General features: G+C 75.4%; 12 protein-coding genes. 9 read left to right on the top strand and 3 right to left on the bottom strand.

The window, feature by feature from the left end; translation table 11 throughout:
* Window positions 1-54: 54 nt before the first annotated feature.
* Window positions 55-1,296, top strand: coding sequence for a cyclic nucleotide-binding domain-containing protein (locus tag AC6H2I_RS20430; protein ID WP_497502542.1), 1,242 nt, complete (start codon window positions 55-57; stop codon window positions 1,294-1,296).
* Here the strand turns inward: AC6H2I_RS20430 and AC6H2I_RS20425 are convergent.
* On the bottom strand, window positions 1,274-2,644 hold the full coding sequence (locus AC6H2I_RS20425) for an ATP-binding protein (protein ID WP_497502541.1): 1,371 nt from the start codon (window positions 2,642-2,644) through the stop codon (window positions 1,274-1,276). The genes AC6H2I_RS20430 and AC6H2I_RS20425 overlap by 23 nt on opposite strands.
* A complete protein-coding gene (locus AC6H2I_RS20420; protein WP_497502540.1) occupies window positions 2,641-3,372 on the bottom strand; it encodes a response regulator in 732 nt (243 codons plus the stop codon). The genes AC6H2I_RS20425 and AC6H2I_RS20420 overlap by 4 nt, the downstream gene beginning before the upstream one ends.
* Window positions 3,373-3,602: 230 nt before the next feature.
* Between AC6H2I_RS20420 and AC6H2I_RS20415 the strand changes: the two genes are divergently transcribed.
* Complete coding sequence (locus AC6H2I_RS20415; RefSeq protein WP_497502539.1) at window positions 3,603-4,160, top strand: Spy/CpxP family protein refolding chaperone; 558 nt, start codon at window positions 3,603-3,605, stop codon at window positions 4,158-4,160.
* A gap of 80 nt (window positions 4,161-4,240) precedes the next feature.
* On the opposite strand, the gene AC6H2I_RS20410 is transcribed toward AC6H2I_RS20415, so the two are convergent.
* A complete protein-coding gene (locus tag AC6H2I_RS20410) occupies window positions 4,241-5,257 on the bottom strand; it encodes an NAD(P)/FAD-dependent oxidoreductase (protein ID WP_497502538.1) in 1,017 nt (338 codons plus the stop codon).
* A 214-nt stretch (window positions 5,258-5,471) separates the two neighbouring features.
* On the opposite strand from AC6H2I_RS20410, the gene AC6H2I_RS20405 reads away from it, so the two are divergent.
* From AC6H2I_RS20405 to trxA, 7 genes are all read left to right on the top strand, one after another.
* The gene (locus AC6H2I_RS20405; RefSeq protein ID WP_497502537.1) at window positions 5,472-5,825 is read left to right on the top strand and encodes a hypothetical protein; all 354 of its coding nucleotides are present in this window, start codon (window positions 5,472-5,474) and stop codon (window positions 5,823-5,825) included.
* Between the two features lie 104 nt (window positions 5,826-5,929).
* Entirely contained in the window at window positions 5,930-6,418 is a 489-nt protein-coding gene (gene tsaE, locus AC6H2I_RS20400) for a tRNA (adenosine(37)-N6)-threonylcarbamoyltransferase complex ATPase subunit type 1 TsaE (RefSeq protein ID WP_497502536.1), read from the top strand.
* Window positions 6,415-7,422: an aminoglycoside phosphotransferase family protein gene (locus tag AC6H2I_RS20395; RefSeq protein ID WP_497502535.1), complete on the top strand. Its 1,008-nt coding sequence runs from the start codon at window positions 6,415-6,417 to the stop codon at window positions 7,420-7,422. Before tsaE ends, AC6H2I_RS20395 begins: the two co-directional genes overlap by 4 nt.
* 2 nt (window positions 7,423-7,424) lie before the next feature.
* Entirely contained in the window at window positions 7,425-8,177 is a 753-nt protein-coding gene (locus AC6H2I_RS20390; RefSeq protein WP_497502534.1) for a nucleotidyltransferase family protein, read from the top strand.
* On the top strand, window positions 8,174-11,167 hold the full coding sequence (gene addB / locus AC6H2I_RS20385) for a double-strand break repair protein AddB (protein ID WP_497502533.1): 2,994 nt from the start codon (window positions 8,174-8,176) through the stop codon (window positions 11,165-11,167). The genes AC6H2I_RS20390 and addB overlap by 4 nt, the downstream gene beginning before the upstream one ends.
* On the top strand, window positions 11,164-14,697 hold the full coding sequence (gene addA, locus AC6H2I_RS20380) for a double-strand break repair helicase AddA (RefSeq protein WP_497502532.1): 3,534 nt from the start codon (window positions 11,164-11,166) through the stop codon (window positions 14,695-14,697). The genes addB and addA overlap by 4 nt, the downstream gene beginning before the upstream one ends.
* Before the next feature lie 84 nt (window positions 14,698-14,781).
* Complete coding sequence (gene trxA, locus AC6H2I_RS20375; RefSeq protein WP_497502531.1) at window positions 14,782-15,105, top strand: thioredoxin TrxA; 324 nt, start codon at window positions 14,782-14,784, stop codon at window positions 15,103-15,105.
* The last annotated feature ends 143 nt before the right edge of the window (window positions 15,106-15,248 follow it).

Genomic DNA, 15,248 nt, shown 5'->3' with positions numbered 1-15,248 from the left:
CAGCCGGCGCCGCGATGGGGTATGCTGCCGCGGTTCCGCACCGGAGGCCGCCTGTTGGACACGCCGGCGCCGTCGAGCGCCCTCGACGGCATTCCCCTCTTCGACAGCTTCACGCCGGACGAGCGCGCCGCCCTGGCGCGGCGCGGCCGCGTCGCCACGGCCACCGCCGGCACGGTGCTGGTGCGCGAGGGCGACGACGGCGACGCCCTGTACGTCCTCCTCGACGGCGTGGTGAGCGTGCTGCGGCGGGACCCCGCGGGCCATCCCGTGGAGGTCGCGCGCCGCGGCGCCGGCGACTGCTTCGGCGAGATGGCGCTGATCGACGGCGGCCCGCGCTCCGCCACCGTGGTCGCGGCGACCCCGCTGCGCCTGTTCGTGCTGGAGCGCGCGCCCTTCCTGGAGGTGATTGCCCCCTCTCCGGACTTGCTGGGCAAGCTCCTGCGCGAGCTCAGCCGCAAGGTCCGCGACGCTTCGGACCGGCTCGCCCGCGAGGACCTGGAGGGCCGGATGCGCGCCGCCGAGGCCGAGCTGGCGCGCCACCGCGGCGTCGTCCAGGCGGTGACCGGGCTGGCCCACGAGCTGAACACACCGCTCGGCATCTGCGTCACCACCGCCAGCCACATCGAGGCGCTGGCGGACACCCCGGACCGCGGCGCGGCCGCCGACCTGATGGAGCCGGCGCGCCTGCTGCGCGCGAACCTGGTGCGCGCGGTGGCGCTGGTCGAGGCGTTCACCGCCATCGCCGCGGGGGCCGGCAGCGAACCCGTGGAAACGCTCGACCTGGCCGACGCGGCGGACCACGCCGCCGCCCTGTTCGCCATGGACCACCCCGAGGCCCGGCTGCGGGTCGCCGTCACCGGCCCCGGGCCGTGCCCGTGGCGGGGGCCGCGGGTCCACCTGGAACGCGCCCTGCTGGAGCTGTTCGCCAACGCCGCCGCCCACGCCTATCCCGGGGTGGCGGGCGGGGCGGTCACCGTGGCGGTCGCCGCGACCGCGCTCGAAGGCCGCCCGGCCTGGTCGCTCGCGGTGCGCGACGAGGGACCCGGCGTGCCGCCGGACCTGCGCGGCCGCCTGTTCGATGCGTTCTTCACCACCGCCCGCAGCCGCGGCCACAAGGGGCTGGGGCTGACCATCGTCTACAACGTCGTGACCGGCCCGCTGGCCGGCCGCGTCGTGCTGGGCGGCGGCAACGACGGCGACGGAGGCGGCGCGACCGTCACCTTGATCCTGCCGCAGAACGCGCGGTCCGCCGCCGACGGTCCTTCAGGGGTCCCTACAGGGGCAGCACCACGCTGACCCGCAGCCCGCCCCCGGGCCGGTTGGCCAGGGCGATGTCGCCGCCATGGCCGCGCACGATGGTGCGCGCCGTCGACAGGCCCAGGCCGACCCCGCCGGTGTCGCGCGAGCGGGAGCGCTCCAGGCGGTGGAAGGGGGCGAACACCGCCTCGAACTCGGCCTCCGGGATGCCGGGACCGTCGTCGTCCAGCAGGATGCGGGCCTGGCCGTCTTCCGGCTCCAGCCGCACGCGCACGCCGCCGCCATAGGCGATGGCGTTGTCCATCAGGTTGGCGAAGGCCCGGCGCAGCGCCACCGGCCGCCCCTGGGCGGTGGCGTGGGCGGGCCCTGCATAGGCGGCGGCGTGGCCGGCGTCGGTGCGGTCCTCGACCAGGCTCTGCAGCAGATCGGCGAGGTCGAGCGGGCCGCGCGGCTCCCGCTTGGCGTCGTCACGGGCGAAGGCCAGGGTGGCGGCGATCATCGCCTGCATCTCGTCGAGGTCGGCCAGCATGCGGCGCTGCATGTCGGCGTCCTCGACCAGCTCGGCGCGCAGGCGCAGGCGGGTCAGCGGCGTGCGCAGGTCGTGGCTGATGGCGGCCAGCATCTGGGTGCGGTCGTCGACGAAGCGGCGCAGGCGCTCCTGCATCCGGTTGAAGGCCTGGATCGCCGCCCGCAGCTCGCGCGGGCCGGACTCCTCCAGCGGCGGCGCCTCGGGGTCGACGCCCAGCCGCTCGGCCGCCCCGGCGAAGCGGCCGAGCGGCGCCGTCAGGCGCCGCGCCGCCAGCAGCGACAGCACGACGATCATGGCGACGATGCCGGCCATCCACAGGCCGAAGCGCAGCAGCCGGAACGCCGCCGCCGAGGGGTCCCCGGAGACGAAGGTGAGCCAGGAGCCGTCGCCGAGGCGCACCGACAGGCGGGCGTCGCCGACCCAATGGGGTTCGTCGCGCCGCTGCAGGGGCGGTGCCCCGAGCAGCCCGGCGGGCGGGCGCTGGATGGCCACCCGCACCTCGCGGTCCGGGTCGTCCAGCGCCTGGCGGATGCGGCGGCGCAGCGCCTCGAACGGAAAGCCGTGGCGCTGCTCGCGCATCCGCGGCTCCTCGCGGCTCCACGCCACGCCGAGGATGGGGTCGTCCAGCGCCCGCACCAGCCGCGGCCGCTCCGCGGCCGGCGTCGCCTCGACCAGCTGCACGATGGCGGCGACCCGCTGCACCAGGACCCGCGGGTTGTGCGCCGGCGGCCCGTCGCGCCGGTCGGCCAGGTAGACCAGCGCGCTGATGAGCTGGGTCAGCAGCAGCGCCACCACGACGGTGAGCGCGGTGCGCGCGGCGATGCTGTCGGGCAGGATGCGGCGCAGGATGGCGGTCACGACGCACGCCCCGCGCTGACCGCGGGGGTGAACAGGTAGCCGCCGCCGCGCACCGTCTTGATCAGCGTGGGGTCGGCCGGGTCGGGCTCGATCTTGCGGCGCAGGCGGCTGACCTGGACATCGACCGATCGGTCGAACGGCACCGCGGCGCGGCCGCGCGCCAGGTCGAGGAGCTGGTCGCGGTTCAGCACCCGCTGCGGGTGCTCGGCGAACGCCACCAGCAGGTCGTACTCGCCGGCCGAGAGCTGAACCAGCACCCCGTCGGGCGAGCGCAGCTCGCGGCGGGTGAGATCCAGCGTCCAGCCCTCGAAGCGCAGCACCTTGGCCGGGTCGCCATCGGCCGCCGCCACCGGCGGGGCGTTGACCCGGCGCAGCACCGCCTTGATGCGGGCCAGCAGCTCGCGCGGGCTGAACGGCTTGGCCAGGTAGTCGTCGGCGCCCATCTCCAGGCCGACGATGCGATCGGTCTCCTCGCCCATCGCCGTCAGCATGACGATGGGGATGGCGGAGGTGGCGCGCAGCCGCCGGCACAGGCTGAGGCCGTCCTCCCCCGGCAGCATCAGGTCGAGCACGACGAGGTCGACCCGCGCCGCCTCGAGGGTCTTCAGCATCTCCGCCCCGTCCCGCACGGCGGTCACGCGGTAGCCGTGACGGGTCAGGAACTGTGCGGTCAGGCTGCGGATGTCGCGGTCGTCGTCGACGACCAGCAGGTGCGGCGTGCGGTCCATGGTCGTTCCCCGAGGCCCCGTCCCGTGCGGCGGCACTCCGATCATCGGCCGGCCGGGCCGGCGGGTTAAGGGGAAAAGTGTTACGCGACGTTACCGCGGGCCGCATGGTTACACACTGTTACCAATCGCCCCGCCGGCGGACATGAACCGGCAAACTTGCGACCCCAGGATCAGGGTCATCGGGACCGCCGGAGCCTCGGCGCCCCTCCAGAACCAGGGAGACCCCCACGATGAAACGCTTCGCCCTCACCGCCGCCGTTCTCGGCCTCGGCCTCGCCGTCGCCGTGCCGATGGCGGCCAGCGCCCGTCCCGGCGGCATGCACCACGGCGGCTTCGGCCCCGGCGGCTTCGGTCACGGCGGCCCCGGCGGCGTCATGCGGATGTGCGACGACCAGGAGGCGCGCGTCGCCGGCATGCTCGCCTTCGCCAAGGAAAAGCTGGACATCACGAGCCAGCAGGAGGCCGCCTGGACCAAGTTCGCCGACACCGTGCGGGCGAGCCAGGAGCCGCTGGCCACGGCCTGCGACCAGATCAAGGACCAGCCGCGTCCGGCCACCCTGCCCGAGCGCCTGGACCGCATGCAGACCATGATGTCGGCCCGTGCCACGCAGATGGAGACGGTGGTCCCGGCCGCCAAGGAGATGTACGGCCAGCTCTCTGCCGACCAGCAGAAGATGGTCGACAGCATGATGCAGCGCGGCCCCTTCGGCGGGCGTGGCGACGGACCGAAGCGCGGCCCGGGCGCGCCGGGCGGCCCGGCCGGCGCCCCGGACGACGAGGACGGCTGACCCAGCGCTTCGCCGTCCCTCCCGTCACCGCGCACCTCGGGCCGCTCCATCGAGCGGCCCTTTTCTTTGACGCGCGCCCCTTACGCGCCGGGAACGCCCTTGCTGGTGGAATACTCGAAGTGCAGCGCCTCGCCGGGGTGGACCAGGGCGTGGATGGCGTGGGCGGCCTGCGCCGCCTCGGCGAAGCCGCACAGGATCAGCTTGAGCTTGCCGGGGTAGGTGGCGATGTCGCCGATGGCGAAGATGCCCGGCGCGTCGGTGGCGCTGGTGGCGTGGTCCACCACGATGTGGCTGCGCTCCAGGCCCAGGCCCCACTCGGCGATCGGCCCCAGGTTCATGGACAGTCCGAAGAAGGCCAGCATGGCGTCGGCCGGCAGCGCCTTCTCCACGCCGTCGAGGGTGGCGACGCGCACCGCGCTGAGCTGGCCGTCGGCGCCGTCGAGCCCGGCGAGCTGGTAGGGCACCACCATCTCCACCCGGCCGTCGCGGGCCAGGGCCTCCATGCGCGCCACGCTCTCCGGGGCGGCGCGGAACTTGGCGCGGCGGTGCACCACGTAGACCTTCTCCGCCACGTCGGCCAGCGACAGCGTCCAGTCCACCGCGGAATCGCCACCGCCGGCGATGACCACGCGCTTGCCGGCAAAGTCCTGGCGCTTGCGCACCATGTAGAACACCGACGTCCCTTCGAACGCCTCCAGCCCGTCCAGCGGCGGCCGGTTCGGGCCGAACGCGCCGGCCCCGGCGGCGACGACCACCGCCTTGGCGTCGATGCGCGTGCCGACGCTGGTCTCCAGCAGCCAGCGGTCCTCCGCCGTGCGGGTCAGCGTCCGCACCTGCTGGCCCAGATGGTAGGTCGGCGCGAAGGGGGCGGCCTGGCGGGCCAGGCTGTCCACGAGGTCGGCGGCGTCGATGGCGGGGTGGCCGGGAATGTCGTAGATCGGCTTCTCCGGGTAGAGGGCCGCGCATTGGCCGCCCACCATGTCCAGCGCGTCGATGACGTGGCACGTCATCTTCAGCATCCCGCACTCGAAGACGGCGAACAGGCCGGTCGGGCCGGCGCCGACGATGGCGACATCGGTGCGGAGGGTGGTCGACATGGGGAACTCCGGAACGGGACGACGGGTTGCGATGGTGTCCTACATGTCCGGTTTCGCGCCTCCGATCAAGCCTGCGCGGAGCGGGGAGCGTCCCCGCGGCCAGGGTGCGACCGCCATGCGCGCCGCGCTGTTGATTTGAATCGAATTCGCGGCAATTGTTATGGGTATGGGACGGGCCGACGGGCGCCCGGCACCCCCGGCCGGGACCGCCGCCATGAAGGAATGCCGCTGCCTCGTCTTCACCGACCAGGAGGTGGTCCGCGCCGTCTTCGACCGGCGCCGCACCCGGCGCGAGGCGCTGCCGGTCGGCACGGTCCAGGGCGTGTCGTTCATCCAGGAGGACGGCGTCCGCACGCAGTTCGACGTGGTCGACGACCATGGCGGGGTGACCCCGGTCACGGTCCCCGAGACGGAGGTGGCGGCGGCCCTGGTGTCGTGGTGCATGGGCCGGCGCATCCCGCTGCCGGCGGAGTCGGACAAGAACCTGCACGTCATCGGCGGCGCGCTCGCCCTGATGATCACCATGAACTTCCGCAAGCCGCCGCGGCTGGTGCCGGCGGTGGCCTGACGGACACCGCGCCCAACCTCCGGGGACCTCCGGTCGCATCGCACGCCGGCGCGGCGCAACGCGTCCTTGCGGCGCCGGGGCCCGTTCCTCCAAAATCGGCGATCATGCCGTCATCCGCCGTTTCCCCCACCCGCACCTTCGATCTGGCCGACGAGGCCGCCACCGTGGCGCTGGCGCGCCGCCTGGCGCCGCTGCTGCGCTGCGGCGACGTGCTGACGCTGCACGGCGACCTCGGGGCCGGCAAGACGGCCTTCGCGCGCGCCCTGATCCGCGCCCTGGCCGGCGACGAGGAGGCCGAGGTGCCGTCCCCCACCTTCACCCTGGTCCAGACCTACGACACCGCGGCCGGACCGCTGTGGCATTTCGACCTCTACCGGCTGTCCGGGCCGGACGAGGTGGAGGAGCTCGGCTGGGACGAGGCGGCGGCGGGCATCGCCGTCGTGGAATGGCCGGACCGCCTGGGGCCACGGCTGCCGGCTGACCGCCTCGCGCTCACCCTCGGCCCCGGCGCGACCGCCGGCGCCCGGCGCGCCACCCTCGCCGGGTTCGGCGCCGCCGCCGGCCGTCTCGTGGCGCTCGGGGGCGCGCCGTGAGCGCGACGATCACGGTGGAAACATTCCTGGAGCGCAACGGCCTGTCCGGCGCCGCGCGCCGACCCTTGGCCGGCGACGCCTCGGCACGCCGCTACGAGCGGCTGGAGCGGCCCGGGGGGGCGCCGCTGATCCTGGTGGCCACCCCCCACCCGGACGAGGACCTCGTGCCCTTCCTGGCCATCGGCGCGGCGCTCGACGGGCTTGGCCTGTCCGCCCCCCAGGTCCACGCCGCCGATGCGGTCGCCGGGTTGGCCATACTGGAAGATTTCGGAGACGAAACATTTTCCCGCCTGCTCGACGGGGGGGCCGACGGGGAGGCGCTCTACGCGCTCGCCACCGACGTTCTGGTGGCCCTCCACGACGGTTTCGCGCTGGAGCAGGCGGCGCGGCTGGGGCTGCCGCGCTACGATTCGGCCCTGTTCCTCGACCAGGTCATGCTGTTCGCCGACGTGTACCCGGCCGCCGCCCTGGGCCGCCCCTTGGCTGAACGGCACCGAAACGATCTCGAGGCCGCCTGGCAGGCGGTGCTCGAACCGGTGTGCGGCGGGGCGTCCTCGATGCTGCTGCGCGACTACCACGTCGACAACCTCATGCGGCTGCCGCGGCCGGGGCTGCGCGCCGCCGGCCTGCTCGACTTCCAGGGGGCCGGGGTCGGCCCCATCGCCTACGACCTGATGTCCCTGCTGGAGGACGCGCGGCGCGACGTCGCCGACGACCGCGCGGCGCGCATGGTCGCGCGCTACCTTGCCGCCCGGCCGGCGGTCGACGCGGCTGCCTTCCAGCGCGCCTACGCGGTGCTGGCGGCGGTCCGCCACGCCCGCATCGTTGCGATCTTCGTGCGTCTGGCGCTGGCCGGCAAACGCGCCTACCTTGCCCACCTGCCGCGGGTCTGGCGCCTTCTGGAGCGCCGCCTGGGCGACCCGGCGCTCGCCCCGGTCGCCGGCTGGTTCGATCGTCACCTGCCGCCGCATCTGCGCGCGGACCTCGTAGTTCCGGAGCCGTAACAATGAACGACGCGCCGCACACGCCCCACACGCCGCGGGCGGCGATGGTGCTGGCCGCGGGCCTCGGCCTGCGGATGCGCCCCCTGACGCTGCACCGGCCCAAGCCGCTGATCCCGGTCGGCGGCCGGCCCCTGCTCGACCACGCCCTGGACCGTCTCGCGGCGGCCGGGGTCGAAACCGCCGTGGTCAACGCTCATTACAAAAGCGAGATGATTGCCGCCCACCTCGCCGGGCGGACCGCCCCCGCCATCGTGCTGTCGGTGGAGGAGCGGCCGCTGGAGACCGGGGGCGGCATCAGGAAGGCGCTGCCCCATCTCGGGGCCGCGCCGGTGTTCGCCGTCAACGCCGACATCCTGTGGCTGGACGGGCCGACGCCGGCGCTGGGCCGGCTCGCCACCGTGTGGGACCCCGAGCGCATGGACGCCCTGCTGCTGCTGATGGCGACCACCCGCGCCGTGGGCTACGAGGGCCGCGGCGACTTCCACATGGACCCGCTGGGGCGCCTGGCGCGGCGGGGCGAATCGGAGATCGCCCCGTTCGTCTTCGCCGGCGTGCAGATCGTCAAGCCGGAGCTGTTCGCCGCCGGCCCCGACGGCCCGTTCTCCACCAACCTGGTGTGGGACCGGGCGCACGAGGCCGGACGGCTGTGGGGCCTCGCCCACGACGGCGCGTGGTTCCACGTCGGCACGCCCGATGGCCTGCGCGAGGCCGAGGCCCTGCTCGACACCGCCGGCGTCCGCTGGCTCTGGCCGTGACCCCGGAAGCGGCGCCCCGCGTCTTCACCATCCCGGCGGGGGTTCCGTTCGTCGACGCGCTGGCCGCCGGCATCGTGGCGCGCGTCGGCGACGATCCGCTGGCGCTGGCCGAGGCGACGGTGCTGCTGCCGACCCGGCGCGCCTGCCGCGCCCTGCGCGAGGCCTTCCTGCGCCGCTCCGGCGGCCGGCCGACCCTGCTGCCCCGCCTCAGCCCGCTCGGCGACCTCGACGCCGAGGCCCTGACGCTGGGCGCCGAGGAGCTGCCCGGCCTTGCCGAAGCCCTGGACCTGCCGGAGTCCGTCTCGGGATCGCACCGTCAGTTGCTGCTGGCCCGCGCCGTGCTTGCCGCGCCGGGGGTGGCGGCGACCACGGCGCAGGCGGTGCGGCTGGGCGGCGACCTCGGGCGGCTGATCGACCAGGTCTGGACGGAACGCCTGGACTTCGCCGCGCTGGCCCGGCTGGTGCCGGACGACTACGCCGAGCATTGGCAGGTCACCCTGCGCTTCCTGGAGATCGTCACCGCCCACTGGCCGGCGATCCTGGCCGGCAGCGGCACCGTCGACCCGGCCGCCCGGCGCAACCGCGTGCTGGAGGCCCAGGGCCGGCTGTGGACGGAGCGGCCGCCGGCGGGGCCGGTCATCGCCGCCGGCTCCACCGGGTCGATTCCCGCCACCGCCGACCTCTTGGCGACGATCGCCGGGCTGCCCGGGGGCGCCGTGATCCTGCCCGGCCTCGACCAGGGCTGCGACGACGCGGCCTGGCAGGCGATCCGGGGCGACGAGGCCCACCCCCAGCACGGGCTGTCCCGTCTGCTCGACCGCCTGGGCGTCGAGCGGGCGTCGGTGCGGCCGTGGACCGACGCGCACGACGGCCGGTCCGGCCGCGCCCGGCTGGTGGCCGAGGCGATGCGTCCGGCGGCCACCACCGAGGGCTGGCGGGCGCTGGAGGGCGTGGACGGCGGCGCGCTGGCCGGGCTCACCCGCGTCGACGCGGCCGGCCCGGAGGAGGAGGCGCAGGTCATCGCGCTGCTGATGCGTCACGCCCTGGAGACGCCGGAGCGGACCGCCGCCCTGATCACCCCCGACCGCAACCTGGCGCGCCGGGTCGCCATGGCGCTGCGCCGCTGGGGCGTGGAGATCGACGATTCGGCGGGCCGGCCGCTGGCCGACACGGCGGTCGGCACCTACCTGCGGCTCACCGCGGAGGTCGCGGCGAGCCGCACCCATCCCCTGGCGGTCCTGGCGCTGGCCAAGCACCCGCTGGCCGCCGGGGGCCGCGATCCCGCCGATTTCCGCCACGCCGCCCGGGCGCTCGAGCGCACGATGCTGCGCGGGCCGCGGCCGGGCGACGGCTTCGCCGGCCTCGCCGCCGCCCTCGCGGCGGCCGACGACGACCGCTTCGAGCATCCGCAGCAGCGCGCCATCCTGCTGGAATGGGTGGAGGGGCTGGGGCGCCTGGCGGCGCCCTTCGCCAGCCGGCTGGAGGGGCCGCCGGGCGACCTCGGCGCGCTGCTCGACGCCCATGTCGGCTTCGCCGAGCAGCTCGCCCGCAGCGCCGGGGAGGCCGGGGCCGACCGGCTGTGGCGCCACGACGACGGCGAGGCCGCGGCCGCGTTCGTCGACGAGCTGCGCCGCGCCGCGGCGGGCTTCCCCGCCATCCCGGGGGCCGACTACCCGGCGCTGCTGGAGGCGTTGATGGCCGGCCGCCCGGTGCGCCCGCGCTACGGCCGCCACCCCCGCCTCGACATCCTGGGGCCGCTGGAGGCGCGCCTCCAGCACCACGATCTGACCATCCTCGGTGGCCTCAACGAAGGGACCTGGCCGCCCGAGCCGGCCGCCGACCCCTGGATGTCGCGGCCCATGCGCCGCGCCTTCGGCCTGCCCAGCCCCGAGCGCATGATCGGCCTGTCGGCCCACGACTTCGCCCAGGCCTGCGGTGCGCCGGAGGTGGTGCTGACCCGGGCCGGGCGGGTCGAGGGCACGCCCACCGTGCCGTCGCGCTGGCTGCTGCGGCTGGAGACGGTGCTGAAGGCCCTGGGGCTGGAGGACCGGATCGAGGCGGCGGGCCGGCCCTGGCTGGCCTACGCCCGTGCCCTGGACGAGCCCGACCGGGTGCGCTCGGTCGCGCCGCCCGAACCGCGCCCGCCGGTGGCCGCGCGCCCGCGCAAGCTGTCGGTCACCCGGGTCGAGACCTGGATGCGCGATCCCTACGCCATCTACGCCGAGCGCATCCTCGGGCTGCGCCGGCTCGACCCGATCGCCGCCGACCCCGGCGCCGCGGAGCGTGGCCAGGTCATCCACGCCGCGCTGGACGCGTTCGTCCGGGCCCACCCCGACGCCCTGCCGCCCGACGCGATGGAGCGCCTGCTGGCTTGCGGGCGGGCGTCGTTCGGCGACCTGCTGCACACCCATCCCGACGTCTGGGCGTTCTGGTGGCCCCGCTTCGAGCGGGTCGCCGCCTGGTTCGTCGCGCTGGAGACCGAACGCCGCCGCACCGTGGCGACGCTGGCGACCGAGTGCTCGGGCACCCTGGCCCTGGCCGGGCCCGGCGGCCCCTTCACCCTGACCGCCAAGGCCGACCGCATCGACCGGGACGGTGCCGGAGGGCTGGTGATCATCGACTACAAGACCGGGCAGCCGCCGCCGGCGCGGGACATCGCGCTGGGCTTCGCGCCCCAGCTTCCCCTGGAGGCGGCCATCGCCGCCGCCGGCGGATTCGCCGGCGTGCCGGCCGGCGCGGTCGCCGAGATCGCCTTCTGGCGCCTCGCCGGTGGCGACCCGCCGGGCGAGGTGCGCCCGGTCGACGGCGACCTGGCGGCGCTGGCGGCCGATGCCCGGGCCGGGCTGGAGGCGCTGATCCGCGCCTTCGACGACCCCGCGACCCCCTACCGCTCCTGCCCGCGGCCCGACATGGCGCCGCGCTACACCGACTACGCGCACCTCGCCCGCGTCCAGGAATGGTCGGCCGGCGCTGCCGGGGGGGGCGAATGAGCGACCCCACGACGCCGGCGCGCGAGCGGCCGCTCGATCCCAACGTGGCGCAGCGCCGCGCGTCGGACCCGGACGCCTCGGTGTGGGTCGGCGCCTCGGCCGGGTCGGGCAAGACCAAGGTCCTGACCGACCGCGTGCTGCGCCTGATGCTGGCCGGCACGGCGCCGGCGCGCATCCTGTGCCTGACCTTCACCAAGGCGGCGGCGGCGGAGATGGCGAACCGCATCAACCGCACGCTCGGCGACTGGGCGACGGTGCCGGACGCAGCACTGGAGGACCGCCTGGCGGCGCTGTGCGGCGTCCGTCCTTCGGCCGGGACGATGACCGCGGCGCGCCGTCTGTTCGCCCGCGTCGTCGACTGCCCGGGCGGCATGAAGATCCAGACCATCCACGCCTTCTGCCAGTCGCTGCTGCGCCGCTTTCCGCTGGAGTCGGGGTTGGCGCCGCATTTCGAGGTGATGGACGAGCGCGCCGCCGCGGGCCTGCTGAACGACGCCCGCGACGCCATGCTGCTGGACGCGCGCCGTGCCCCGGGCACGCCGCTGGGCGCCGCCTTCGCCCGCCTCACCGCGGACCTCGCCGCCGACGATTTCGCCGCCATCATGACCGAGCTGGCGGGCGAGCGCGGCCGGCTGGAGCGCCTGTTCGCGGCCCATGGCGGGCTGGACGGCACCGTCGCCGCGGTGCACCGGGCGCTGGGCGTGCGACCCGGGATCGCCGTGGCCGAGCTGCTCGCCGCGGCCTGCCGGGACGACGCCTTCGACGCGCCGGGGTTGCGCGCGGCCTGCGCCGCGCTGGCCGGCGGCTCGGCCAAGGACCAGGAGCGCGGCATCGGGGTGCAGGGCTGGCTCGACGCCGCGGCGCGCCGCGCCGCCGGCTTCGCCGCCTACACCGCGTGGTTCCTCACCGACAAGGGCGAGCCGCGCAAGACCCTGCTGACCAAGAAGCCGGCCACCGCCTTCCCCGCCGCCCTGCAGGCCCTGGAGGCCGAGGCCGAACGGCTCGTCGCCGTCCAGGAGCGGGTGAAGGCGGCCGGTGTCGCGGCGTCCACCGCGGCCCTCCTCACCCTGGCCGACGCGCTGGTGGCGGCCTATGCCGCGCGCAAGCGGGCGCGCGCCCTGCTCGACTACGACGACCTCATCCTGCACGCCAACCGCCTGCTGCGCGGCCGGGACGGCCGGCCGGCGGTGGCGTGGGTGCTCTACAAGCTGGACGGCGGCCTCGACCACATCCTCATCGACGAGGCCCAGGACACCAACCCCGAGCAGTGGCAGGCGGTGGCCGCCCTCGCCGAGGACTTCTTCGCCGGTGCCGGCGCCGCCGACGCCCGCGGCGTGCGGCGCACGGTCTTCGCGGTGGGCGACGAGAAGCAGTCGATCTTCAGCTTCCAGCGCGCCGACCCCGCCGAGTTCGCGCGCATGCGCCGGCATTTCGAGACCCGCGTGCGCGATGCGGAACGCCCGTGGGCCCAGGTCGACCTCGACATTTCCTTCCGGTCGACCGCCGCGGTGCTGCGCGCGGTGGACGCCGTCTTCGCCCGCCCGGAGGCCGGTGACGGGGTGGTGTCCGACGCCCATCCGTCCATCCGCCACCGCGCCTTCCGCCGCGGCCACGCCGGGCTGGTGGAGCTGTGGCCGCCGGTGACGCCGCAGGACCGGCCGGACCCGCCGCCCTGGGCGCCCCCGGTGGCGCGGGAATCGGCCGATTCGCCCTCCGCCCGCCTGGCGGCGGTGATCGCCGGGACGGTGCACGGCTGGCTGGCGCGCGGCGAGACCCTTGCGGCCCGCGGCCGGCCGGTGCAGCCGGGCGACATCATGGTGCTGGTGCGCCGGCGCACCGCCTTCGTGGGCGAGCTGGTGCGGGCGCTGAAGGAGCGCGGCGTGCCGGTGGCCGGCGTCGACCGCATGGCGCTGACCGCGCAGCTCGCCGTCATGGACCTGATGGCGCTGGCCGACTTCCTGCTGCTGCCCGAGGACGACCTGACGCTGGCCACGGTGCTCAAGGGGCCGCTCATCGGCCTGACCGAGGACGAGCTGTTCACCCTGGCCCATGGCCGCCGCGGCACCGTGTGGGCGGCCCTGCTGGCCCACGCCGAGCACACCCCCGCGTTCCGGCCGGCACGGCGCTTCCTGGGCGACCTGCTGGCCCGGACCGACTTCGTTCCGCCCTACGAACTGTTCGCGGGCGTGTTGAGCGCGCCGTGCCCGGCGGACGCCGGATCGGGGCGGCGGGCGGTGCTGCGCCGGCTCGGCCCCGACGCCCTGGACCCGCTGGACGAGTTCCTCGCCGTGTGCCTGGCCTACGAACGCACCGAGGCGCCGTCGCTGCAGCGCTTCCTGGCCTGGCTGGCGGCCAGCGAGGCCGAGATCAAGCGCGAGCTGGACCAGGGCGGCGGCCACGTCCGCATCATGACCGTGCACGGCTCGAAAGGCCTGCAGGCGCCCGTCGTCTTCCTGCCGGACACCTGCGGCACGCCGGTCCAGAGCCCGCCGATCCTCTGGCCCGACGGCGACGGAGGGGAGTCGGTGCCGCTGTTCACGCCGCGCCGCAGCCAGGAGAACGCGCTGTGCGCCGCGGCCCGCGCCCGGGCCAACCGCCGCCGCGACCAGGAGTACCGCCGCCTCCTCTACGTCGCGCTGACCCGGGCCGAGGACCGGCTCTACGTCTGCGGCTGGCAGGGCCGCAAGGACCCGGCGCCGGGAAGCTGGTACCGCCTGGTCGAGGCGGCGCTGCGCGAGATCGGCGCGCCGCAGCCGTTCGATTTCTCCACCGCCTGTCCCGACGGCTGGGCCGGCGAGGGCTGGCGCCTGGCCGACCAGCAGACTGTGGCGCCGCACGACGACGGCGCCACCGCCGGCGGCGGCGCGGGCGGCCATCCGTTCCCCCCCTGGGCGGCCGCCCCCGCCCCCCAGGAACCGGAGCCGTCGCGCCCGCTCACCCCGTCGCGTCCCGACGCGGCGGAGCCCGCCGTCCGCTCCCCCCTGGCCGGGGACGACGACGGGCTGCGCTTCCGCCGTGGCACGCTGGTGCACCGCCTGCTGCAGACGCTCCCCGATCTTCCGGCCGAGGCCCGCGGGCCGGCCTGCCGCCGCTACCTCGCCGGGGCCGGCCACGGGCTGGACACGGCGCAGCAGGAGGCGATCGCCGCGGAGACCCTGGCGGTGCTGGCCGACCCCGTGTTCGCCCACCTGTTCGGGCCGGGAAGCCGGGCGGAGGTGCCGGTGGTCGGCGTGGTCGGCGGGCGCGCCCTGTCGGGACAGATCGACCGGCTGGCCGTGACCGGCGACACCGTGTGGATCGCCGACTTCAAGACCAACCGCCCGCCGCCGCGCAGCATCGACGGGGTGCCGGCGGTCTACCTTCGCCAGATGGCCGCCTACCGGGCGGCCCTGGCGGCGATCTACTCGGGCCGGACGGTGCGCTGCGTGCTGGTGTGGACCGACGGGCCCTTTCCCATGGAACTGCCGGCCGCCCTGCTGGACGGTGCCTTGCGCGCGGGTGGCTTGACCGGCGCGCAAAAGACGCCATAAGTTTTGCGTTCTGTATCACGTCAGGGACGGGACGTGCCGGCCGACGGCCGCCGGCACCACGCCCCTGAACCATGAAGAGGTCCCATGAGCAACCCCATCAAGGTCACCGACGACAGCTTCGACCAGGACGTGCTGAACGCGCCCGGCCCGGTCCTGGTCGACTTCTGGGCCGAATGGTGCGGCCCGTGCCGGATGATCGCGCCGGCGCTGGACGACATCGCGGCGGAGTTCGATGGCAAGGTGACGGTCGCGAAGCTCAACATCGACGACAACCCCAACACCCCGAACAAGTACGGCGTGCGTGGCATCCCGACGCTGATGCTGTTCAAGGACGGCAACGTCGCCGCCACCAAGATCGGTGCGCTGGGCAAGAAGCAGCTTCAGGAGTGGGTTCAGGGCTCCTTGTGAGCGGTGGCGTGACGTGAGCGGTGGCGTGACCCGCCGCCCCTGATCCCGGCCGCGCGCCGGGCGAACGGCCCCGCCGGCGACGGCGGGGCCGTCGACATTGGGGCTCCCCGCGGTCTTTGATCGGGCCCCGTGGGCCCGCGGTC

The organism is Azospirillum sp. NS33, from assembly GCF_059703765.1.
This window is presented reverse-complemented; position numbering and strand designations above follow the sequence as displayed.